We start from the raw sequence: 22,563 nt of genomic DNA, 5'->3' as shown, positions 1-22,563 counted from the left end.
CATGTCAAAAAGCGGCGATTATAGCCAAAGCCCCAGACGGCCGCTGCCTCGGCTCGTTTTTGCTTTTTCAGAAACGTTATTTCCGCGTAGGCGGGAACGGCCTCCGCCGCAAAAAGTGCGCGCGGTCGGATTTACAAAAAAAGTGTTACACCGTATCATCACGCCTTTTTCGACGCCGCCATATTTCGTGAAGGCCGTCTGAAAACACATTCCGACAAACCTCCGCAGGCGGCAGGCCGTCTGCACCGCCCGCCGCGCGCGGGAACATACGACAATGAATCTATTACTCAGCGGATTACTCCAACGGCTGCTTCTGGCGGCGGCGGCTTTGGCCGTGGTGTGGGGTGTTTATTTTTGGGCGGCATCGTCATGATCGAAGTGGAAAACCTCACCGTCAGCTACCAGCGCAAACCGGCCGTGCACCATGTGGACATGCGTTTCGACAACGCTTCGATGTGGGCGGTGTTCGGCCCCAACGGCGCGGGCAAATCGACGCTGCTCAAAGCCGTGATGCGCCTGATCGAATGCAGCACGGGCAAGGTGTCGTGGCACGGCCTGCGCCGCAGCGACATCGCCTATCTGCCGCAGCAGGCCGACATCGACCGCAGCCAGCCGATGACGGTGTTCGAGCTGGCGGCGATGGGGCTGTGGTACGAAATCGGCTTTTTCGGCCGCGTTAGCGCCGCGCAGAAGGAGCGCGTGATGCAGGCGCTGGCACGGGTGGAAATGGCCGAATTTGCCCACCGCCAGATCGCCCACCTGTCCAACGGCCAGTTCCAGCGCGTGCTGTTTGCGCGGATGCTGGCGCAGAACGCCAAATTCCTGCTGCTCGACGAACCCTTCAACGCGGTGGACGCGAAAACGACCTACGCCCTGCTCGACGTGCTGCGCCAGTGCAACGCCGAACACCAGGCGGTGATTGCCGTGTTGCACGACTACGAACAAGTGCGCGCCTATTTTCCCAACACGCTGCTGATTGCGCGGGAAAAAATCATGGCGGGCAAAACCGAGGACGTGCTGACCGAGGGCTATCTGCAACAGGCCAACGAGGCCATGCAGCGTTACGACTACGCGCAGTGGTGCGCCGCCTGAGTGCGAAGGCCGTCTGAAAGCACGGCTTCAACGAAGTTATAGTGAAACAAACACGGAAAGGTACAAGGCAGCAAGCCGAAGACAGTACAGATAGTACGGCGAGGCGCAGCACCGCCGTAGATTTTTGTGTTGGCTCACTATAAAACGTTTCCGGCTTTCAGACGGCCTCTATCCCGAACACGATAACAACAAACACATATGACACTCCCCCTTTACGAATGGCTGATCGAGCCGTTCGCCGAATTTGACTTTATGCGCCACGCACTCGCCTCGGTGGTGTTCCTCGCCCTGAGCGCCGCGCCGGTGGGCGTGTTTCTCGTTATGCGGCGCATGAGCCTGGTCGGTGACGCGCTGGGACACGCCGTGCTGCCCGGCGCGGCCGTCGGCTATATGCTCGGCGGCCTCAGCCTGCCCGCCATGAGCGCGGGCGGTTTTGTCGCCGGCATGGTGATGGCGCTGCTGGCGGGGCTGGTGAGCCGTTTCACCGATTTGAAGGAAGACGCCAACTTCGCCGCCTTCTACCTCACCAGCCTTGCCGTCGGCGTTTTGCTGGTGAGCATGGGCGGCAGCAATATCGACCTGCTGCACCTTCTGTTCGGCTCGATACTCGCCGTCGATCTGAGCGCCCTCACCCTCGTCGCCCTCGTCGCCAGCGCCACCATCCTCACCCTCGCCGTCATCTACCGCCCGCTGCTGCTCGAAAGCATAGACCCGCTGTTTTTAAAGGCGGTAAACGGCAAAGGCGCGCTGTGGCACCTGATTTTCCTCGTGCTGGTGGTGATGAACCTCGTTGCCGGTTTCCAAGCGCTCGGCACACTGATGGCCGTCGGCCTGATGATGATTCCGGCGATTACCGCCCGCCTGTGGGCGCGCAACATGGGCATGCTGATGCTGCTGTCCGTTGTCTTCGCCCTGCTGTGCGGCCTGGCCGGACTGCTGTTTTCCTACCACGTTGAAATCCCCTCCGGCCCGGCCATCATCCTCTTCTGCGGCGGCTGGTACGCCCTCTCCGTGCTCATCGGCAGCGAAGGCGGCGTACTCACCAAGCAGCTGCGCCGCAGCCGCCACAAAACCTTCTAAACCCCCGTCGAAAAGGAACAAACATGAAACACTGGAAACCCGCCCTCCTCGCCCTCCTGATTGCCGGCGCGGCCAACGCCGAACCGCTCAATGTTGTCAGCAGCTTCAGCATTTTGGGCGACGTCGCCAAACAAATCGGCGGCGACAAAATCGCCGTCACCAACCTCGTCGGCGCGGATCAGGACTCGCACGTCTACCGCCTCACCAGCGGCGATTTGAAAAAAATCCGCGCCGCCAAACTCGTGCTGCTCAACGGCCTCGGCTTCGAGTCCGGCGAAATGACCCGCGCCGTGCAGCAGAGCAAAGTGCGCTACGCCGAAGCCGCCGCCGGCATCAAAGCCATCGAAGCCGATCACGACCACGATCACGACCACCACGGCCATGATCACGACCACGGCCATGATCACGACCACGGCCACGAACACCACCACCACGGCGCCTACGACCCGCACGTTTGGAGCGACCCCTCGCTGATGCAGAAATACGCCGCCAACGTCGCCGACGCCCTCATCCAAGCCGACCCGCAAAACAAAGCCCATTACAGCCAACGCCTGCAAAACTACGGCAAAGAGCTGCAACAGCTCGACGCCTACGCCAAAGGCAAATTCGACGCCGTCCCCGCCGCCCGCCGCAAAGTCCTCACCGGCCACGAAGCCTTCGGCTACATGGGACGCCGCTACAACATCAAATTCTACGCACCGCAGGGCATCAACACCGAAGCCGAACCCTCCGCCAAACACGTCGCCGCCCTCATCCGCCAGGTCAAACAGGAAGGCATCAAAGCCGTGTTTGCCGAAAACATCAAAGACTCCCGCATGCTCGAACGCATCGCCAAAGAGTCCGGCAGCACAGTCGGCGGCAAACTCTATTCCGACGCCCTGAGCAAAACCCCGCCCGCCGACACCTACACCGGCATGATCCGCCACAACGTCGACGCCCTCGCCAAAGCCATGAAATAAAGCGGCACAAGACAGAAGGCCGTCTGAAACCGATTTTCAGACGGCCTTCTATACCTGTTGCACAACACAGCCGATGAGAAGGTTTGACATTTACCCAAACTTGCGTTTTAATCACGAAACTTGATGTATACGCCGATTTGACACAGCTTGCGGGCGTTAAAACAGCTAAAGCGTTACAGAGTTTTTCGATTTAAGCTGTTATTTTTTTAAGCCCGCTGTGTTCCACATCGGGCTTTGTTTTATCCGGAAACGACACAATGATTACTCTCGACAGGGTCTCCAAACGCTACCAAACGCGCGACAAACAATGGTTTACCGCCGTCGAACCCACCAGCCTCGACATCGGACAGGGCGAAATCTTCGGCCTGATGGGCTATTCGGGAGCAGGCAAATCCACCCTGCTGCGCCTCATCAACCTATTGGAGCGCCCCGATTCCGGCCGCGTCCTCGTCGGCGGCGAAGACCTCACCGCCATGACACCCGCCCAACTGCGCCGTACGCGGCAAAACATCGGCATGGTGTTCCAGCAGTTCAACCTCCTGTCCAACCGCACCGTGTCCGGCAACGTCGCCTTCCCCCTCGAAATCGCAAGATGGCCGTCTGAAAAAACCGCCGTGCGCGTCAAAGAATGCCTGGAAATCGTCGGCCTGTCCGACCGCGCGCACCACTACCCCGCCCAGCTCTCCGGCGGGCAGAAACAACGCGTCGGCATCGCCCGCGCCCTCGCCCCCAACCCCAAAGTGATTCTGGCCGACGAGCCCACCTCCGCACTCGATCCCGCCACCACCCGCAGCGTGCTCGAATGCCTCGAAGACATCAACCGCCGCTTCCACGTCACCATCGTCATCGTCACCCACGAAATGAACGTCATCCGCCGCCTGTGCCGCCGCACCGCCCTGCTGCACCAAGGCCGCCTCCTCGAAGTGGCCGACGTGCGCGACCGCCAAATCCTCGCCCGCACCGACATCGGCCGCGAACTGATTACGGAAGAACTATGAACCGCAACGCCCTCGAAAATCTGCAATCCCTGCTGCCCGAATTCCAAAAAGCCATCCAGCAGACCCTCGTCATGGTCGGCGTTTCCGCCACCATCGCCGTCATCGCCGGCGGCGCGCTCGGCATCTGGCTCTTCACCAGCGCGCGCGGCCAGATATTCGCCAACCCGCCGCTCAACCGTATCGTCAGCTGGCTGGTCAGCTTCATGCGCGCCTTCCCCTTCGTCATCCTGATGATTGTGCTCATGCCGCTCACCCGCACCATCGTCGGCACATCCTTCGGCCCCCTAGCCGCCTGCGTCTCCCTCTCCATCGCCGCCAGCTTCTATTTCGCCCGACTTGTCGAACAAAACCTCAACGAAGTGTCCAAAGGCGTGATCGAAGCCGCACAGGCCATGGGCGCCAAACCGTCAACCATCATCTTCAAAGTGCTGATAAACGAAGCCCGCGCCGGCCTCATCCTCAGCATCACCATCCTCATGATCGCCATTCTCGGCGAGAGCGCCGCCGCCGGCCTCATCGGCGGCGGCGGCATCGGCGACCTCGGCATCCGCTACGGCCACCAGCGCTACATGCCCGAAGTCATGGCCGCCGTCGTCGCCCTGCTCAGCGCCATCGTCATCGTCGTCCAAAGCCTCGGCAACTACCTGTCGGTCAAAGCGGACAAACGCTAGCCCGCGCACCCGGGAAGGCCGTCTGAAACCCGTTTGCGCCCGCACGCAAACCGTTTAAAATCCGCAACCGGCCGCGAACGCACCCAATCCGCTTTCAGACGGCCGCACCATTCCGGCGTCCTGCAAAAGGCCGTCTGAAAAAAACGCCGCAACACCGCGGCACCCACACCCACCCATAGGAGATTATTTATGAACGCATTCGTCAAACTCACTCTCGCCGCAGCCCTCGGCTTCGGCCTTGCAGCCTGCGGCAGCCAGTCCGCCGATAACGCCGCCTCCGGCACGGCCGGCAGCGCCCCCGCCGCAGAAACCGCCGCCAAAAGCGAACTCCGCTTCGGCACGACTCCGGGCGATTTCGGCGACATGGTCAAAGAACAAATCAAACCCATGCTGGAAAAACAAGGCTACACCGTCAGCCTCACCGAATTTCCCGACTACGTCACCCCCAACAAAGCCCTGGCCGAAAACGAGATCGACATCAACATCTTCCAGCACAAACCCTATCTCGACTCCTTCAAAGCCGAACACAACCTCGACCTTACCGAAGTCTTCCAAGTGCCTACCGCCCCCTTGGGCATCTACCCGGGCAAACTGGCCAAACTCGAAGAAGTGAAAGACGGCAGCACCGTCGCCATCCCCAACGACCCCTCCAACCTCGCCCGTGCGCTGGTGATGATGGACGAATTGGGCTGGATCAAACTCAAAGACGGCATCGACCCGCTCAAAGCCTCGCGTGCCGACATCGCCGAAAACAGCAAAAACATCGAGTTTGTCGAAATGGAAGCCGCCAACCTGCCGCGCAGCCGCCAAGACGTCGACTTCGCCATCGTCAACGGCAACTACGCCATGAGCAGCGGCATGAAACTCACCGAAGCCCTGTTCCAAGAACCCAGCTTCGCCTACGTCAACTGGTCTGCCGTGCGCACTGCCGACAAAGACGCCAAATGGGTGAAAGACATCGAATCCGCCTACAACTCCGACGAATTCAAAACCTACGCACACCAGCGCTTCGCCGGCTACAAGTACCCCGCCTCCTGGGGTGAAAACGCCGCCGCAGGCGCCAAAGCAGAAGCCGCTTCCGCCGCCTCTGCCGCCAAATAAGCCGGCATGACAAAAAGGCCGTCTGAAAACTCCCGACAGAGTTTTTCAGACGGCCTTTTTCCAAACCTTCTACCGCACCCGCAAAAGCAGGCCATCCACGCGACCTAAATGCCGGACAAAAAAATAACCGCTCGAAGCGGTTTGTGGTGCCCGGGGTCGGACTCGAACCGACACACCTTTCGGCGGGAGATTTTGAGTCTCCTGTGTCTACCAATTTCACCACCCGGGCAGGTATGAAAGGCGCGATTATAGCGAAAAAAAACCGCTTGTAAAGCAGCACGGATGGATTTTACGGGAAATACAGCCCAATGCATTGAACAAAAAAACGATTTTCCCCAAACAAAAAACTTTGCCCAAATCAACTTTCCTTTACTTTTTCTCGCAGTTTCATTCCCCTGCCGCCCGAAACACGGTAAGATTGCGGCGATTTTGTCCACTTGCGAAAGGTCTGACCATGAAACACCGTTACCTTGCCCTGCTGAGCACCCTCCTGCTTGCCGCCTGCTCGCAGGAAACCGCGCAAAACAACGCACCCGCCGCTTCGCAGGCACAGGAAGTCCCCGCCGCTTCCGCACCGAAATCTCAAGCACAGGGCGGTTTTTTCGGCACCAACGTACAAAAAGACGACATCGGCGGCGATTTCACGCTGACCGACGGCGACGGCAAACCCTTTACCCTCAGCAGCCTGAAAGGCAAAGTCGTGCTGCTCACCTTCGGCTACACCAACTGTCCCGACGTCTGCCCCACCAGCCTGCTGACCTACAGCGAAGTGCTCGGCCAGCTCGGCGAACAGGCCAAAGACGTGGCCGTGGTATTCGTCAGCGTCGACCCCGACCGCGACACGCCCGAAGTAGTGGGCAAATTCGCCAAAACCTTCAACCCCAACTTCATCGGCCTCACCGCCACCGGCGATCAAAGCATCCCCGTCGTCAAACAGCAATACCGCGTAGTATCGGCCAAATCGCAGGAACAGTCGGCCGACATCTACCTGATCGACCACACCGCCGGCACCTACGTTTTGGATAAAAACGGCGAAACCGTGCTGATGGAAAACTACGGCAGAACATCGGGCGAAATCGCCGCCGACGTCAAACGTCTGCTCCAATCCTAAAATACTTTCCAGGCCGTCTGAAACCGCCGCCGCGCGTTTTTCAGACGGCCTCAACCGTGGAAAACCCCATGCCGGACAACAGCCTCACCATCGCGCTATCCAAAGGCCGCATCTTCGAAGAAACCCTGCCGCTGCTGGCGGCAGCAGGCATCTCCCCCGCCGAAGACCCCGAAAAATCGCGCAAACTGGTTATCGCCACCAACGATCCAGACATCCGCCTGGTTATCGTCCGCGCCTCCGACGTGCCGACCTATGTGCGCTACGGCGCGGCCGATTTCGGCATCGCGGGACGCGACGTCCTCATCGAACACGGCGGCGAAGGACTTTACCAGCCGCTGGACTTGCAGATTGCCAAATGCCGCATGATGGTGGCCGTGCCGCAGGGTTTCGACTACGCCGCCGCCTCGCAGCCCGGCAGCCGCCTGCGCATCGCCACCAAATACCCCCGCATCGCCGCGGAACATTTCGCAGGCAAAGGCGTGCATGTGGACATCATTAAACTCTACGGCTCGATGGAACTCGCCCCGCTGGTCGGCCTGTCCGACGCCATCGTCGATCTCGTTTCCACCGGCAACACCCTGAAAGCCAACCGCCTTGAAGCCGTCGAACACATCTGCGACATTTCCAGCCGTCTTGTCGTCAACAAAGCCGCGCTGAAACTGAAACACCGCCGCTTACAGGCGGTTATCGACGCTTTCTCAGCCGCCGCAAACTGAACATAGATTCCGCCCGGCGTGTGACATTCGGCCTGCCAAGCGGTTTTCACCAAAAAACACCGCTGCAAGCCTGATGGCCTACCACCCCAAAACAAAGGAGAAAACAATATGGCACACCTGCTGATCGACACCGTCAAAACCGATTCCGGCAAAAAATACATTCCCTTCGGCACACACCGTGTCCGCCTGTTTGCCGACAAAAAATCGGCCACACCCTTCCGCAGCCTGCTGCGCATCCGCAAAAAAGCAGACGGCAAAAAAAACCAAAGCGGCAGCGGCAGATTCCGCCTGCTGGTGCTGCGCAAATCCGCCGTCCGAGCCGCCATTCTGGCCGAAGCGGAGAAAATCCTCGCGGCCGACCCTAAAGCCGAAATCGCCGTTATCAGCCCCCGCCGCAAACTGCGCCTGAAACTCGGCAAACTGCAACAGCGCCACCCCGACGCCCGCATTTTCTGCGGCGGCAAACTGGGCAAAAAAGCGCGCTGCTTCCTGTCCGCAGGCAACAGGCCGTCTGAAAACATTTCAGACGGCCTCCAAGCAGGCAATACCGAGCAGGAAAACGAAAACGACATCATCGCCGAAGCCGCCGTGCAAGTGCATGCCGCCGCCACGGCCGTTCTGCTGCCGCCACCGCAACATCCCGAACCCGCCGCAGACACTTCCGCAGTACCCGCCCATATCGTCCTGCTCATCAGGAAAAACCGTCCGAAAAAGAAAGCCGCCCTGCTCGCTCTGCTCGAACAGCAGCACGCCGCCGATGCCGCCGCCCTGCTTGCCGATCTGCAACAGCAGGGATACCTAAAAATCGACGCAGCCGAAAACATCAGCTATCTGTAACGCAACAGGCCGTCTGAAAGCGGGGCTGCAACGGAGTTAAAACACCGCAGCCTTTTCAGACGGCCTCAAACCGACACACACCGCATCATGAAAATCATCGACACCGCCCTCCCCGACGTGAAACTTTTAGAGCCGCAGGTTTTCGGCGATGCACGCGGCTTTTTTATGGAAACATTCCGCGACGAATGGTTTAAGGCCAACGTGTGCGAACGCACTTTCGTACAGGAAAACCATTCCAAATCAGGCAAAGGCGTATTGCGCGGCCTGCATTACCAAACCGAAAACACACAAGGCAAACTCGTGCGCGTGGTGTCGGGCGAAGTGTTCGACGTAGCCGTCGATATGCGCCGCAGCTCGCCGACTTTCGGACAATGGGCAGGCGAAACCCTCTCCGCCGACAACAAACGCCAGCTTTGGGTGCCCGAAGGCTTCGCCCACGGCTTTTATGTTTTGAGCGACGAAGCCGAGTTCGTCTATAAATGCACCGACTATTACAACCCACAGGCCGAACACTCGCTGATTTGGAACGACCCCGCCGTCGGCATCGAATGGCCTCTGCAAGGCGAACCGAAGCTGTCGGCCAAAGACCTCGCTGGCAAACCGCTGTCTGAAGCGGCAACGTTTTAAACACGCACAAAAAAGGCCGCCAGAAGCGCACCGAGACTTTAACTTCGCTTTCAGACGGCCTCAAACAAAAGGCCGTCTGAAAAAACGACGGCGGCAACATCCGAACCAAACTCCGACACCGAATCATGAAAAACGCCTACATCCCGTCGCGCGGCATACGCAGCATTCCCAACCTGGCCGCATTCCTGCCCGAATTCCACATCCGGAACAAAGCGGCAGGCGCGCAGGCCGTTATCGGCTGGGGGCTGCGTCCGACCACCCGCAAAGCACGCGCGTTTGCCGACAGACACAGTCTGCCCTTCATCGCGCTGGAAGACGGCTTTTTGCGCTCGCTCGGACTCGGCGTCGAAGGATGGCCGCCGTTTTCCCTCGTATTCGACGACATCGGCATCTACTACGACACAAGCCGCCCTTCCCGTTTGGAACAACTGATTCTGGCCGCCGACACCATGCCGCCGGAAACAATGGCAGAAGCGGAACGCGCCATCGGTCTGATTCTGAAACACCGCCTGTCCAAATACAATCATGCTCCCGACCTTTCAGACGGCCTTCTGTCCGAAATGCGGGAGCGGGAAAACGTGCTCTTGGTCGACCAAACCTTCGGCGACATGGCTGTGCAATACGGTGGAGCCGACGAAGCGGCATTCGAGCGCATGTTTCAGACGGCCTTGGCGGAAAACCCGCAGGCGCAAATCTGGATCAAAACCCATCCCGATGTATTAAGCGGCAAAAAACAAGGTTATCTGACCGGCTTGGCGCAACACGAACGCGTCCGCCTGCTGGCAGAAGACATCAATCCCGTCTCCCTGCTGCAAGCCGTTGATAAAGTCTACTGCGTCACCTCGCAGATGGGCTTCGAAGCCCTGCTCTGCGGCAAACCGACCGTCACCTTCGGCCTGCCATGGTATGCAGGATGGGGCATCAGCGACGACCGCCATCCCGATGCCGCAACTCTGGCAGAACAACAGCGCCGCGCACCGAGAACCCTGCCGCAGCTCTTTGCCGCCGCCTACCTGCAATACAGCCGCCACATCAACCCCAACACCGGCGAAACCGGCAACCTGTCTAATGTCATCGACTACCTCGCCACCGTCCGCCGAACCAACGAAAAACTGCGCGGCAGCTTATACTGCGTGGGCATGTCGCTGTGGAAACGCGCCGTGGTCAAACCGTTTTTCAACGTACCCTCATGCCGTCTGAAATTCGTCAAATCTGTGAAAAAACTGGCAGGCAAACCCCTACCCGCCGACGCCCGTCTGCTGGCATGGGGCAACGGCAAAGACGAAATCATCCGTTTCGCCCGCGAACACAATATCCCGCTGCTGCGTATGGAAGACGGCTTCATCCGCTCCGTCGGCCTCGGCTCCAACCTCGTGCCGCCGCTGTCTCTCGTTATCGACGACATGGGCATCTATTTCAACCCGCAAACCCTGTCGCGCCTCGAACACATCCTGCAAAACCAAGTCTTCGACGAACAGGATTTTCAGACGGCCTCTCTGCTGCAACAAGTACTCACAGAAAACAAAATCAGCAAATACAACGTCGGCAACACAAATTTCAGCGTGCCAAAAACCGATAAAACCGTTATCCTTGTGCCCGGCCAAGTCGAAGACGACGCCTCCATCCGCTACGGCTCGCCGCAAATCTGCCGCAACCTCGACCTGCTCAAAACCGTACGCGAACGCAACCCGGATGCCTTTATCGTTTACAAACCGCACCCCGACGTCGTCAGCGGCAACCGCACCGGCCACATCTCCGCCGAAGATGCCGCCCGCTACGCCGACCAAACTGCCCCCGAGGCCGACATCCTCACCTGCCTGCAACACGCCGACGAAGTGCACACCATAACCTCACTCACCGGCTTTGAAGCCCTGCTGCGCGGCAAAAAAGTCTGCTGCTACGGCCTGCCCTTCTATGCCGGTTGGGGGCTGACCGAAGACACCCTGCCTATCCCCCGACGCAGCCGCAAGTTGGAACTATGGCAGTTGATAACGGGGACGCTGGTTTATTATCCTGAATATGTGCACCCGGAAGCTCGCTGCATGATTAATGTCGAAACTGCATTAAACATACTTAAACAACAAAAAAATAAATGCAACAATGCTGCCATTATTCGCCGAAGTATCACAGACAAACAAAAAGAAAAAATCAGACAGTTTTATCTGTCTTTAAAATAACATATTATTTTTTAAATATTTATAATAAAATTCCAATGCATTTGAAAAAAATTAAAAAACTGATAAAAAATCCAGGCATGTTTTTTCGTGATTACCTCAACAAAAAATATCCAATCATTAATAACGAAGTTACTATCCCGGAAAATGATGAATATACCTTGATTCGTCATGACGAGCTTCTTCAAAAGCAAGACGCACAAACAGCAGTTTCCGACACTCCCATTGATGCAGTGTTTACATGGGTGAATAATCACGACCCTGTTTGGCAGGAGAAATTTCAGACAGCCTCACAAGAGAGTCGTCCGTATAAGCAAGGGCGCTACGCTGGAGATCCTGCTCGATTTGCGAACCACAACGAATTATATTATTCTGTTCACAGTGTCCTTAAATACCTGCCTTGGATACGTAACATCTATATTATTACCGACAATCAAACGCCGGAATGGCTTAATGCCAGATACCACAATGTCCACATCATTGATCATACAGAAATTATTGACAGGTCCTACCTACCTACCTTTAATTCACATATAATTGAAGCACATTTGCACCGTATTCCCGACTTAAGTGAAAATTTCATCTATTTTAATGATGATGTTTTTGTTGCAAGACCATTGCAAAGACAGCATTTCTTCCGCAACAACAATATTGCCTCAATCTTTATTGCTACTAAAAGCCTGCGGAAAATGCAGGAAAAGGGAACTGACACCCCCACTTTAGCAGCCTCATTTAACGGTATCAGATTGTTGAAGAGACATTACAATATAAACATAGATGCACCTCTGGTTCATACTTATGTGCCATTAAAAAAAAGTATTTACGAGAAAGCATGGCAATGGTATCAAGTAGATATTGAGGCCTTCCTACCCAACAAGCTACGCTCTAACCAAGATTTGAATCTCGCTACATTCTTTGTACCCTGGCTGATGTATCTTGAAGGGAAATCTGTTCCTGCTCGGGAAATTTGTTATTACTTCAATATCCGCTCATACAACGCCACAGCACAGTACCAAAAACTCATAGAAAGGAAAATAATTGGGCAGCAACCTCATTCATTTTGCGCTAACGATTTCAATAGTTATGGAGCAATTAAAGATTACTCGTTATTTCTAAATAACTTTTTAAAAACTTACTACTCTATTTAAGTGGCTAGCATGAAAAAATTTAATAGTTTAATTAAAAAAGCAAAAAAACTTAAAAATAATCCAAAATTATTTTTTAAAGATTTTTATATAAAAAGATTAGGTGCAATAAGAAATTTTAACTATTTCCATAATTCAATAAATAATCAACCTGATAAATTTACTGTAATAACTGCTGTGTACAATACAGAAAAGTACCTTAATGATTTTTTTTCAAGCCTAGTAAAACAGCATTTAGATTTTAAGAAAAATATATATATAATTTGTATTGATGATGGTTCTATAGATAATTCAAAAAATATTATTTTAGAATGGCAAAAAAAATACCCGCATAACATACAATACTATTACCAAAAAAATAATGGTCAGGCTTCTGCTAGAAATTTAGGTATGCAATATGCAAATACTAAATGGGTTACATTTATTGATCCTGACGATTTTGTTAGCACGAACTATTTTTATAATGCAAAAAAAATACTTTTAGACAATCCTGATATTTCTATACTATCGGTTTCTATGGCTGTATACAAAGAGAAAGAAAAGAAAGCATTTTATAATACGACTCCACTTTCTTATTGTTTTAACAGTAAAAATAAGAAAATTAATATTAAAGAACTTAGTAATCAAATACAATTATCTGTTTGCACTGCCTTTTTTGAACTTAAAAGAATTCAAGAAAACAATATAAAATTTAATCCAAAAATTAAGCCATGCTTTGAAGATGGAAAGTTTGTTTCAGAATATCTTCTAAAATCCCAAGACAAATACATATACTTTTCATCTGATTCTCATTATTTTTATAGGGTTCGACAGGATAATAGCTCAACAACAAATAACCAATGGAAAAAAACGGAAAAATATATAGATGTTTTTAAATATGGTTATTTACAAATGTTTAATGATTATCTTAAGGAGAATAACAGCCACATAATTCCTAAAAATATACAATTTACCTTTTTATTTTTTGCAATCCAATATTTAAAAAGATTCGTTAATAATAAAAATGATTTATCATTTTTATCTAATCAACAGAAAGAGGAATTTTTTTCCTTATTTAAGGAATGTTTTAAATTCATTGAAAAAAATACAATTATGAGTTTCCATTTGCATGGATGTTCATTCTACTTCAAATATTGTATGCTAGCATTAAAAAACGAATATCCAAATTTCACCATGGCATATATAGATAATTTTGATATAGAAAGAAAATTAATTCACCTGCATCTTTACACCTCCAATAATTTTTTTATTGATTTCTATATAAATGGCCGATCTGTAAGTCCACGGTTTAAAAAAATAATACATGCGAAATTTTTGGAGAATATTCTTCTAACTGAATATCATGTATGTCTTCCTGTAGATCCTTCTGACACCCGCTTAACAATCAAATCTAATCTCCCGGTAAAAATTAGCCATGCAAAGAAAGAATATCTTGACACTATACCTATACAAAATATTAATTTTGAACCAAATAGAGAGATTGATGCTCCTTGGCTCTTCTTAGACCGTGATACTGTCGCAGATGATAACGCCGAACATTTCTATAGATACATGAAGGATAATCATCCAAACCAAATTATATACTTTGCCTTAAATAGAAACTCAAAGGATTGGGATAGACTAAATACTGAAGGATTTAACCTAATCCCCTTTGGAAGCGTCTTATTTGAAGAAATATTAGCCGCGTCATCAGTAGTTTTGAGCTCTAATGCAGATAGATACCTGATGTGCTATTCAGGTAGTGATACATTAAAAACGAAAAAATTTGTCTTCTTACAACATGGTGTTATAATGCATAATTTATCTGAATGGTTAAATCATGTTCCAAAAATTAGTTTATTTATTACCTCCACTATTAATGAGTTTAATTATATTAGTAGCATTGATTCACCATACAAATATACTTACGAAGTAAAACTTACAGGTTTAGCAAGACATGACTATTTATTAAAAAAACAAAAGAAAACTAAAAAGAAAACTAAAAATATACTAATTATGCCTACCTGGCGTAATAATATAGTTGGGAATTTTAAAGAGGGTAGTACGAATAGAGAATTTAATAATGATTTTGAAGGTACTCTATACTTTAAACACTGGTACAGTCTCTTACATAGCAAAAAACTTAAAGATATTGCAAATAAATATAAATATACAATAAGTTTTATACCCCATCCAAATATATCAGAATATCTTCACTTATTTAATCTGCCTGGATATATTAACCTTCCCCAGGAAAAACAAGGATTCTCTATTCAGGATGCTTTGGCAGAAGCAGCATTTTTAATTACAGATTACTCATCAATTACCTTTGATATGGCCTTCCTGAACAAGGGTACACTTTATTATCAGTTTGATATTGAAGAATTTAAAAATAATCATACTTCAAAGGAAGGATATTTTAGATATGAAGATCACGGTTTTGGAATGATCGCATATAATGAAACAGAACTGCTTAGAAATATATCAATGATATTGAACCAGCAGGGACGATTTCCTAAAAAATATAGGGAAATAATTGAAAACACATTTGTTTATAGGGATGGAAAAAATTGTGAACGAATATACAAAGAAATTCTTAACTGCTTCAAACCTAGTATAGAAATAAATAAAAAATACATACTGGAAGATATTGAATCAGCAACAAGTAGAAAACTTACAAATAGAGTAAAAGAATTATATTTACAACTCCCTATTCTAGACCATTGAGATAATATAGAAATGAGCATAAATAAAATCGAGCAGAGTTACAAAGCATCTAACGGCGTAACAATTAAATATTATCATAAACCATCAAAATATGATTTTCATCATACTATTTTTGTATTTTCAGGATTTTTAAATCATAATCCTGGAAATTATGATTTTACTAATGCTTTACAAGATTGTCCTTGTGACATTTTTTGGATTGGGGATGATTTTGAAGAAATGTACACTTACTACCTGTGTATTAATATGGATTTCAAAATAGAAGATGCTGTAATAGAATTTATCCATATTAAAATGAAAGAACTGGGAATGGAGAAAGATCAAGTTACAGTTACTGGGTTTTCCAAAGGAGGGAGTGCCGCACTTTACTATGGGTTAAAACTGGGTATTAGAAACATTATCTGTACTGTACCACAAATCTATATTGGAAACTATATTGATAATGACTGGAAGCATGTGGCTGAACATATGATGGGTAAGTCATATACTAGCGTAAATATACAATATTTAAATAATCTAATTATTAAACTACTTCGGTCAGACACAAAATTAGATCGCAATATTTATCTGCTAACTTCTGAAACTGATATTCAGTATCCTACTGAAATTGCTCCTTTTCTTAATGATTTTTTAAAATATAGTAATTTCAACTTACTAAAAACATATTCACTTTTTGTCCGTGGGCATAATCAAGTAACAGGACATCATGTTGCTTTGCTGTTAAGTATATATTATGCATTAGCCAATAATGCTATTCCTAGATATAATCAAGGGAAAGTCGAGTTTTTCAGTAAACCCCTTTTCGCTAATCATACTCCTAGTGGAGAACCTGTAATTGATATGCGTATGGCAAAAATTGCTGATAATCGACTATTTATTGAAGGAGTTGCTTTATTACGTGGATATAATATCGCAGAATATTCAGAAGTCGATTATCTACTCCACTTAAAAAATAATAAATCTTATTTACAATTTAATCTTGCAAAAGCACACCGCCCTAATCTAACTAAAGAATTTTTCGATGGAAAATCCCTAGTTATTTATGATAAAGCATGGTTTACTACATATCAGTATAATGGTATTGATATCTCCAATATAGCAAAAGGAAAATATCAAATTTCATTAGAAATAAAATTGGCAAATGGCATCACTATAACTAGAAATCTAGAAGATAAACGAAATATAGTCGAATCTGATGTTATTGGACGCTATCAGCTAGGTATTGAAAATAATATACTTCATTTAACTGTATCCTAAAAATTGAAAGAATACTGTAACTATAAACTATATTTAATAGTATTATTTTATTATTCCATATTTTTAACTAAGCTTCTTCTTGATTTTGCTATTTATATTTATATAGCATATTAAGTGAGTTATATATTTTTCTAAGGCTACAGCCTTCAAAAGAATATGAAAAAAATAGCATATCTACTTCTTTTAACGCTTTCTGCTTGCTCCTTTATTCCTTCCTCTGGTCCGAAAACCAGCAAGATTGCCGCGCTCAGATACCAAAACAATAAAGTTTTGATGCCCTCCGTTGAATTAATAGACGTGGACAACACCATTGCTCAATCTCTCTATCAAAACCAAAACGGTCAGTCTTTCACTCAGTTTAATAGTGGCGTAGCATCAGGAGGCATTATCCATACCGGCGACACACTGGACATTACCATTTGGGAAGCTCCCCCTGCCTTATTATTCGGGGGCTCCCTATCTTCAGTAGGCTCGGGTAATGCGCAGCAGGCCAAATTGCCTGATCAGATGGTGAGTAGCAAGGGGATGGTTTCTGTTCCCTTTATCGGCGATGTTTCGGTTGTCGGAAAAACACCGGCACAGGTGCAGGATGCTATTAGAGGCCGTCTGAAAAAAATGGCGAACCAGCCGCAAGTTATCGTCCGAATAGTACAGAACAATGCTGCAACCGTTTCCGTTATCCGTGCTGGCAACAGCGTCCGCATGCCTCTGACTACGGCAGGAGAACGGGTGTTAGATGCAGTAGCGGCCGTTGGCGGATCGACTGCCAATGTGCAAGACACCAATGTTCAGCTGACGCGGGGCAATCAGGTCAAAACAGTTGCGTTAGAGGATTTGGTAGCCGATCCAAGACAAAACATCCTGCTTCGCCGCGGTGACATTGTCACTATGATTACCAACCCCAGCAGTTTCACATCGATGGGCGCTGTCGGGCGAACCCAGCAAATCGGTTTTTCCGTGAAAGGTTTGTCGTTAGCCGAAGCTGTAGGCCGTATGGGTGGTTTGCAGGACGGACGTGCCGACGCGCGCGGTGTGTTTGTTTTCCGTTATGCTCCCCTGTCCGAATTGCCGTCTGAAAAGCAGCCCAAATGGATTGCTCAAGGTTACGGTCATACGGCGGAAATTCCTGTCGTTTACCGTTTGAATCTGGCCGATGCCAACTCTCTGTTTTGGATGCAGCGTTTTCCTATAAAAAACAAAGATGTGGTTTATGTCTCTAACGCACCTTTGGCAGAAGTTCAAAAATTCCTGTCGTTTGTCTTTTCTCCTGTGGTTAGCGGTGCAAACAGCATCAATAATCTGACCAAGTAACCACGAAAGCTTTTTAGATTATGTCTGATCAAATTGCCAATCCTTCTACCTCTGAGGAGAAACCGACATCGGCAGAGAAGCCGGTTTCTCCCAAAAAAAAGAAGCAAAAAAACATTCTGAAAAAAATCAGTCCGCTTTTTTTGGTAACCGTAGCCGTACCCACCATCTGCTCGGTGATATATTTCGGATTGATTGCTTCGGAACAATTTATCTCCCAATCCAGTTTCGTTGTACGCTCGCCTAAAAATCAGGCTTCATTAAGCGGTTTGGGGGCGATTCTGCAAAATTCGGGATTCTCACGTTCGCAAGACGACATCTATACCGTGCAGGAATATATGCAATCGCGCTCATCGCTCGATGCACTAATGAAAAAAATGCCGGTGCGTCAATTCTACGAAACAAAAGGAGATATCTTCAGCCGCTACAATGCGTTTGGATTAACAGGAGAAAACGAGGCGTTTTATCAGTATTACAGAGAGAAAATCGGCATTCATTTTGATTCGGTTTCGGGGATCTCAAACCTGAATGTCACCTCGTTTGATGCCGAAGAGTCAAAGAAAATCAATGAAGCTTTGCTCAAACAGGGGGAAGCACTCATTAATCAACTGAACGAACGCGCTAGAAAAGACACCATCCGTTATGCGGAAGAAGTCGTAGCATCTGCAGAAAAACAGGTGAAAGAGGCTTCATCGCAACTGACCAGATTCAGAATTAAAAACGGTATCTTCGATTTAAAAGCGCAATCTGATGTGCAACTCGGTTTGGTATCAAAATTGCAAGACGAGCTGATTGTCATCCAAACCCAGCTGGATCAGGTTAAAGCAATTACCCCGGAAAACCCGCAAATTTCCGGTCTGACCGCCCGGGAAAAAAGCCTGCGCCAAGAAATTGCCCGGCAGCTGCGTGCCATTTCGGGAGGAGGAGACCATTCTTTAAGCAGTCAGGCGTCGGAATACCAGCGCATCTATCTGGAAAACGAGCTGGCTGAAAAACAATTGGCAGCAGCCATTACTTCATTGGAAAACGCTAAAGCGGAAGCCGACCGGCAGCAGCTTTATCTTGAAGTCATTTCCCAACCCAGCAAACCCGATCTGGCGCAAAAGCCCGCCCGGCTGTACAACATCGTTGCCACTTTCATTATCGGCTTGATTATCTATGGCATCGCCAGCCTGCTGTCGGCCAGCATACGCGAGCATAAAAACTGATGAAAGAGCTGCATAAAACTTCGTTTCGCGAATCCTTGGCGATTCAAAAACGGGTAATCGGCGCCCTTCTGATGCGCGAAATCATCACGCGCTACGGACGCAACAATATCGGTTTCTTATGGCTGTTTGTCGAACCTCTGCTGTTCACATTGGTTATTGTTCTGATGTGGAAATTCTTCAGGGCAAGCAATGTTTCTGCCTTGAACATCATCGCATTCGTCATTACCGGTTATCCGATGATGATGATGTGGCGCAATGCTTCCGGCCGCGCCATCGGTTCGATCAGCGCCAATGCCAGCCTGCTCTACCACCGCAATGTCCGCGTATTGGACACCATTCTAGCCCGGATGTTTTTGGAAATTGCGGGCGCAACCATCGCCCAAATCCTGATTATGGGCGTATTGATTGCCGTGCAATGGATAGAGCCGCCCGCCGATATTTTTTACATGCTGCTGGCCTGGCTGCTAATGTCCGTATTTGCCATCGGCTTGGGCTTGGTCATCTGCTCGGTTGCGTTTCGCTTCGAGCCGTTCAGCAAAGTGTGGAACAGTCTCAGCTTTGTGATGATGCCGATTTCGGGCGCATTCTTTTTTGTACATAACCTGCCCCAGCAAATACAACATTATGTACTGATGATTCCGATGGTGCACGGCACGGAAATGTTCCGCGCAGGTTATTTCGGCGGCAATTCGGTCACCTATGAAAACCCGTGGTTTATCATCTTATGCGACCTAGTCTTGCTGCTCCTCGGCCTAGCCATGGTTGCCCAATTCAGCAAAGGGGTGGAACCGCAATGATCTCGGTAGAACACGTTTACAAACAATACCAAACCCGCCAAGGCAAACGTACCGTTTTAAACGACATCAATTTTTCACTGCAAAAAGGTGAAAAAATCGGCATTCTCGGGCGCAACGGAGCCGGAAAATCCACGCTTATCCGCCTGATTAGCGGCGCAGAACCGCCAACCGAAGGAGAAATCCGACGCACGATGAGCATTTCTTGGCCGCTGGCTTTTTCAGGTGCCTTTCAGGGCAGCCTGACGGGGATGGACAACCTGCGCTTCATCTGCCGCATCTATGATGTCGATATCGACTATGTCAAACAGTTTACGGAAGAATTTTCGGAACTCGGCCGCTATCTTTACGAGCCCGTCAAACGCTACTCCTCGGGTATGAAAGCGCGTTTGGCTTTCGCCCTGTCTTTGGCCGTGGAATTCGACTGCTACCTGATCGACGAAGTCATCGCCGTCGGCGACTCGCGTTTCACCAACAAATGCAAACACGAGCTGTTTGAAAAACGCAAAGACCGTTCGATTATCCTTGTCTCCCACAGCGACAATGCCATCAGGCAATATTGTGACAACGCCATGGTGCTTGAAAGCGGCCATATGCACCGCTTTGAGAACATGGATAAAGCCTACGCTTATTACAACTCAATGAATTAAAATACCTTTCACACATTAAAAGGCCGTCTGAAAACGCACAATAAGGTTTTCAGACGGCCTTTTGCCTTCTAACGCTACTCTGACACGGCGGCAAACGCATCGGCAACGCGCGAGACATTTTTCTCATTAAGCCCTGCCACACACATCCGCCCCGAATCCACCAGATAAACGGCAAATTCTTCACGCAGCCGCAAAACCTGCTCCGCAGAAAATCCCGTATAACCGAACATCCCGCGCTGCTTCAACAAATAATCGAAATTTCCCTGCGGCCGCCGCTCTTGCAGCAAAGCATGCAGACACTGCCGCATCGTGCGGATTCTGCCGCGCATCTGCGCCACTTCGTCCTGCCACTGCGCCATCCGCTGCGGCGTATCCAACACCGCAGCAGCCACAAACGCGCCATGTGCTGGCGGGCTGGAATAAATACGGCGCACGCAGGCTTTAAGTTGGCCGAACACCAAAGCCGCTTCTCCCTCACTCGGGCAAACCACACTCAGTCCGCCGATGCGCTCGCCATAAAGCGACAGATTTTTGGAAAACGAATTAGCAACAAACAAGGGCAATCCGATTTGTGCCGCACGGCGCACGGCATAGGCATCATTGTCGAAATCATTACCGAATCCCTGATAAGCCATGTCCATAAACGGAATCAGGCTACGTTCCGCAAGCACTTCCAGCAATTCGTCCCATTGGCTGCGGCTCAAATCGACACCGGTCGGGTTATGGCAGCACGGATGCAACACCAACACACTGCGGGCGGGCAATGTGGCAAAAAAAGCCAGCATATCGTCAAAGCGCAGGCTGCCGTCGGCCGCGTTGTAATACGGATAAGCGCCGACTTCGAATCCTGCCCCCGAGAAAATGCTTTTATGGTTCTCCCATGTCGGATCGCTGACATAGACTTTCGCACCAGGAAACCAGCGGTGCAAGAAATCCGCGCCTATTTTCAGCGCGCCAGAACCGCCCAAAGTCTGAACCGTCACCACCCTGCCCTCGCGCAACAGCGGGTTTTCCGTCCCGAAAACCAGTTTTTGCACTGCGTTGCGGTATTGCGCCAAACCTTCCATCGGCAAATAAGAGCGCGGATGAGCCTCCGCCGCCCGCTCCACTTCGGCCGAACGCACTGAAGGCAGCACGGGCAGACGGCCTTCTCCGTCAAAATAGATACCGATGCCTAGATTAACCTTTCCCTCGCGCCGGTCGGCATTAAAGGTTTCCACCAAACTCAAAATCGGATCGCCGGGATAAAATTCGATGTGTCGGAACATGGTGTTTCTCCTAAAAACGGTTGGAATGAAACGGAAATTGTACACGTAGAGAGGCCGTCTGAAAGCATCAGGCTTTTCAGACGGCCTCTATACAGCCGATATTATTGTTTATTCGTCGTCGTCATCGTCTTCACTCGGTTCGAAGCCGCTCGGATAGAGTTTGAGGAACGCGGCTTCTTCCGGCGTAGTCTGCCGTTTCAATATCTTATTGCGGTGCGGGTAGCGGCCGAAACGGTCGATAACCGATTTGCGCTGCTGTTCCAACAATACGCTTTTGCGCGTGCCGAAACGTTGGAACAGCCCCATTGCAGTGGTATGGATATTGCGGTTTTCACTATGCAGAAAAGGCATCAGGATGAATTGGCGCTGACGCGCTTCCATAAACGGAAAAGACTGATGGCGGACCGCTTCCTGCGCCAACAGTAGCGCCATGCGATCCTGCGTATAAGCATGGGGTTTGCCGCGAAAGATAGCGCGGGAAAACTGATCCAAAATAATGATTTCGGCCAAACGTCCCTGAATGGTATCGCGCCAATCGGATAATTCGCAGTTCACAGCATCACGGAAAATCCGCTCGTAGGTCGTCCGGATTTTCAAATCCAGATACTGGCTTTCCGTAAACCAATGGCGGCGCGTATCTTTATCAAACCAGAAATCCAGAATTTCCTGCGGAGTCATATACATCAGCTGCATTTATGCTTCCTTCGAAAGTGAGTGGTTGCGTAGAAAAGGGGACGATTGTATTACAGCCGCCATAACAACTATTACTTTTGGTTTTATCGGTTATTTTTAAAAACAAACGGTCGTTTTTTTTGACTAACGCATATTTTTTGCACAATATGATGGTTTTTATGCCTTTAC

The 22,563-nt window shown here is 49.7% G+C and carries 20 protein-coding genes and 1 tRNA gene; 18 read left to right on the top strand and 3 right to left on the bottom strand.

Annotated features, from left to right (window positions below; genetic code table 11):
* Positions 1-369: 369 nt before the first annotated feature.
* The 6 genes from ACLD9W_RS00735 to ACLD9W_RS00710 all read left to right on the top strand — a co-directional run bounded on the left by ACLD9W_RS00735 (position 370) and on the right by ACLD9W_RS00710 (position 5,901).
* On the top strand, positions 370-1,092 hold the full coding sequence (locus ACLD9W_RS00735) for a metal ABC transporter ATP-binding protein (protein WP_410840243.1): 723 nt from the start codon (positions 370-372) through the stop codon (positions 1,090-1,092).
* Positions 1,093-1,290: 198 nt separating this feature from the next.
* Positions 1,291-2,172, top strand: coding sequence for a metal ABC transporter permease (locus tag ACLD9W_RS00730; protein ID WP_410840230.1), 882 nt, complete (start codon positions 1,291-1,293; stop codon positions 2,170-2,172).
* Positions 2,173-2,195: 23 nt separating this feature from the next.
* Positions 2,196-3,131 (top strand): metal ABC transporter solute-binding protein, Zn/Mn family, encoded by a 936-nt coding sequence (locus ACLD9W_RS00725; protein ID WP_410840229.1) that lies wholly within the window; start codon positions 2,196-2,198, stop codon positions 3,129-3,131.
* Between the two features lie 257 nt (positions 3,132-3,388).
* Positions 3,389-4,129, top strand: coding sequence for a methionine ABC transporter ATP-binding protein (locus tag ACLD9W_RS00720; protein ID WP_410840228.1), 741 nt, complete (start codon positions 3,389-3,391; stop codon positions 4,127-4,129).
* Positions 4,126-4,800 carry a methionine ABC transporter permease gene (locus ACLD9W_RS00715; RefSeq protein ID WP_410840227.1) on the top strand — a complete coding sequence of 225 codons (675 nt, stop codon included), beginning with the start codon at positions 4,126-4,128 and terminating at the stop codon, positions 4,798-4,800. The genes ACLD9W_RS00720 and ACLD9W_RS00715 overlap by 4 nt, the downstream gene beginning before the upstream one ends.
* A 189-nt stretch (positions 4,801-4,989) precedes the next feature.
* Positions 4,990-5,901: a MetQ/NlpA family ABC transporter substrate-binding protein gene (locus tag ACLD9W_RS00710; protein WP_410840226.1), complete on the top strand. Its 912-nt coding sequence runs from the start codon at positions 4,990-4,992 to the stop codon at positions 5,899-5,901.
* Positions 5,902-6,045: 144 nt separating this feature from the next.
* Here the strand turns inward: ACLD9W_RS00710 and ACLD9W_RS00705 are convergent.
* Positions 6,046-6,130 (bottom strand) — tRNA-Leu (locus ACLD9W_RS00705).
* Positions 6,131-6,355: 225 nt separating this feature from the next.
* Between ACLD9W_RS00705 and ACLD9W_RS00700 the strand changes: the two genes are divergently transcribed.
* From ACLD9W_RS00700 to ACLD9W_RS00645, 12 genes are all read left to right on the top strand, one after another.
* Entirely contained in the window at positions 6,356-7,012 is a 657-nt protein-coding gene (locus tag ACLD9W_RS00700) for an SCO family protein (protein ID WP_410840225.1), read from the top strand.
* A gap of 68 nt (positions 7,013-7,080) precedes the next feature.
* Positions 7,081-7,728 (top strand): ATP phosphoribosyltransferase, encoded by a 648-nt coding sequence (gene hisG / locus ACLD9W_RS00695; RefSeq protein ID WP_410840224.1) that lies wholly within the window; start codon positions 7,081-7,083, stop codon positions 7,726-7,728.
* A gap of 108 nt (positions 7,729-7,836) precedes the next feature.
* On the top strand, positions 7,837-8,565 hold the full coding sequence (locus tag ACLD9W_RS00690) for a hypothetical protein (RefSeq protein ID WP_410840223.1): 729 nt from the start codon (positions 7,837-7,839) through the stop codon (positions 8,563-8,565).
* 87 nt (positions 8,566-8,652) lie between these two features.
* Complete coding sequence (rfbC, locus tag ACLD9W_RS00685) at positions 8,653-9,192, top strand: dTDP-4-dehydrorhamnose 3,5-epimerase (protein WP_410840222.1); 540 nt, start codon at positions 8,653-8,655, stop codon at positions 9,190-9,192.
* A 125-nt stretch (positions 9,193-9,317) separates the two neighbouring features.
* Positions 9,318-11,369, top strand: a complete 2,052-nt coding sequence (locus ACLD9W_RS00680) for a capsular polysaccharide biosynthesis protein (protein ID WP_410840221.1) — start codon at positions 9,318-9,320, stop codon at positions 11,367-11,369.
* 35 nt (positions 11,370-11,404) lie between these two features.
* Positions 11,405-12,514 (top strand): stealth family protein, encoded by a 1,110-nt coding sequence (locus ACLD9W_RS00675; RefSeq protein WP_410840220.1) that lies wholly within the window; start codon positions 11,405-11,407, stop codon positions 12,512-12,514.
* Positions 12,515-12,523: 9 nt separating this feature from the next.
* Positions 12,524-15,217 (top strand): CDP-glycerol:glycerophosphate glycerophosphotransferase, encoded by a 2,694-nt coding sequence (locus tag ACLD9W_RS00670; protein ID WP_410840219.1) that lies wholly within the window; start codon positions 12,524-12,526, stop codon positions 15,215-15,217.
* A gap of 12 nt (positions 15,218-15,229) precedes the next feature.
* On the top strand, positions 15,230-16,474 hold the full coding sequence (locus ACLD9W_RS00665) for an accessory Sec system protein Asp2 (protein WP_410840218.1): 1,245 nt from the start codon (positions 15,230-15,232) through the stop codon (positions 16,472-16,474).
* A 156-nt stretch (positions 16,475-16,630) separates the two neighbouring features.
* Positions 16,631-17,785 (top strand): polysaccharide biosynthesis/export family protein, encoded by a 1,155-nt coding sequence (locus tag ACLD9W_RS00660; protein WP_410840217.1) that lies wholly within the window; start codon positions 16,631-16,633, stop codon positions 17,783-17,785.
* Between the two features lie 20 nt (positions 17,786-17,805).
* A complete protein-coding gene (locus ACLD9W_RS00655) occupies positions 17,806-18,990 on the top strand; it encodes a capsule biosynthesis protein (protein ID WP_410840216.1) in 1,185 nt (394 codons plus the stop codon).
* On the top strand, positions 18,990-19,787 hold the full coding sequence (locus ACLD9W_RS00650) for an ABC transporter permease (protein WP_410840215.1): 798 nt from the start codon (positions 18,990-18,992) through the stop codon (positions 19,785-19,787). Before ACLD9W_RS00655 ends, ACLD9W_RS00650 begins: the two co-directional genes overlap by 1 nt.
* A complete protein-coding gene (locus ACLD9W_RS00645) occupies positions 19,784-20,434 on the top strand; it encodes an ABC transporter ATP-binding protein (RefSeq protein ID WP_410840214.1) in 651 nt (216 codons plus the stop codon). The genes ACLD9W_RS00650 and ACLD9W_RS00645 overlap by 4 nt, the downstream gene beginning before the upstream one ends.
* A gap of 74 nt (positions 20,435-20,508) precedes the next feature.
* Here ACLD9W_RS00645 and ACLD9W_RS00640 read toward each other — a convergent pair whose 3' ends face one another.
* Together ACLD9W_RS00640 and ACLD9W_RS00635 are read right to left on the bottom strand one after the other, a co-directional pair.
* Positions 20,509-21,702, bottom strand: coding sequence for an aromatic amino acid transaminase (locus tag ACLD9W_RS00640; RefSeq protein WP_410840213.1), 1,194 nt, complete (start codon positions 21,700-21,702; stop codon positions 20,509-20,511).
* 108 nt (positions 21,703-21,810) lie between these two features.
* On the bottom strand, positions 21,811-22,395 hold the full coding sequence (locus tag ACLD9W_RS00635; RefSeq protein WP_410840212.1) for a DUF924 family protein: 585 nt from the start codon (positions 22,393-22,395) through the stop codon (positions 21,811-21,813).
* Between the last annotated feature and the right edge of the window lie 168 nt (positions 22,396-22,563).

This window comes from Neisseria sp. WLZKY-1, assembly GCF_046546535.1.
In the GTDB taxonomy this organism is placed as follows: Bacteria; Pseudomonadota; Gammaproteobacteria; order Burkholderiales; family Neisseriaceae; genus Neisseria.
Note: the sequence above shows the minus strand (reverse complement) of the source record. Positions and strands in the feature narration are given on the sequence as shown.

Bases quoted from the DNA above. Each gene is read 5' to 3' on its own strand.
- ACLD9W_RS00735 (WP_410840243.1), top strand. From the start codon at position 370: ATGATCGAAGTGGAAAACCTCACCGTCAGCTACCAGCGCAAACCGGCC.
- ACLD9W_RS00730 (WP_410840230.1), top strand. From the start codon at position 1,291: ATGACACTCCCCCTTTACGAATGGCTGATCGAGCCGTTCGCCGAATTT.
- ACLD9W_RS00725 (WP_410840229.1), top strand. From the start codon at position 2,196: ATGAAACACTGGAAACCCGCCCTCCTCGCCCTCCTGATTGCCGGCGCG.
- ACLD9W_RS00720 (WP_410840228.1), top strand. From the start codon at position 3,389: ATGATTACTCTCGACAGGGTCTCCAAACGCTACCAAACGCGCGACAAA.
- ACLD9W_RS00715 (WP_410840227.1), top strand. From the start codon at position 4,126: ATGAACCGCAACGCCCTCGAAAATCTGCAATCCCTGCTGCCCGAATTC.
- ACLD9W_RS00710 (WP_410840226.1), top strand. From the start codon at position 4,990: ATGAACGCATTCGTCAAACTCACTCTCGCCGCAGCCCTCGGCTTCGGC.
- ACLD9W_RS00700 (WP_410840225.1), top strand. From the start codon at position 6,356: ATGAAACACCGTTACCTTGCCCTGCTGAGCACCCTCCTGCTTGCCGCC.
- hisG (WP_410840224.1), top strand. From the start codon at position 7,081: ATGCCGGACAACAGCCTCACCATCGCGCTATCCAAAGGCCGCATCTTC.
- ACLD9W_RS00690 (WP_410840223.1), top strand. From the start codon at position 7,837: ATGGCACACCTGCTGATCGACACCGTCAAAACCGATTCCGGCAAAAAA.
- rfbC (WP_410840222.1), top strand. From the start codon at position 8,653: ATGAAAATCATCGACACCGCCCTCCCCGACGTGAAACTTTTAGAGCCG.
- ACLD9W_RS00680 (WP_410840221.1), top strand. From the start codon at position 9,318: ATGAAAAACGCCTACATCCCGTCGCGCGGCATACGCAGCATTCCCAAC.
- ACLD9W_RS00675 (WP_410840220.1), top strand. From the start codon at position 11,405: ATGCATTTGAAAAAAATTAAAAAACTGATAAAAAATCCAGGCATGTTT.
- ACLD9W_RS00670 (WP_410840219.1), top strand. From the start codon at position 12,524: ATGAAAAAATTTAATAGTTTAATTAAAAAAGCAAAAAAACTTAAAAAT.
- ACLD9W_RS00665 (WP_410840218.1), top strand. From the start codon at position 15,230: ATGAGCATAAATAAAATCGAGCAGAGTTACAAAGCATCTAACGGCGTA.
- ACLD9W_RS00660 (WP_410840217.1), top strand. From the start codon at position 16,631: ATGAAAAAAATAGCATATCTACTTCTTTTAACGCTTTCTGCTTGCTCC.
- ACLD9W_RS00655 (WP_410840216.1), top strand. From the start codon at position 17,806: ATGTCTGATCAAATTGCCAATCCTTCTACCTCTGAGGAGAAACCGACA.
- ACLD9W_RS00650 (WP_410840215.1), top strand. From the start codon at position 18,990: ATGAAAGAGCTGCATAAAACTTCGTTTCGCGAATCCTTGGCGATTCAA.
- ACLD9W_RS00645 (WP_410840214.1), top strand. From the start codon at position 19,784: ATGATCTCGGTAGAACACGTTTACAAACAATACCAAACCCGCCAAGGC.
- ACLD9W_RS00640 (WP_410840213.1), bottom strand. From the start codon at position 21,702: ATGTTCCGACACATCGAATTTTATCCCGGCGATCCGATTTTGAGTTTG.
- ACLD9W_RS00635 (WP_410840212.1), bottom strand. From the start codon at position 22,395: ATGCAGCTGATGTATATGACTCCGCAGGAAATTCTGGATTTCTGGTTT.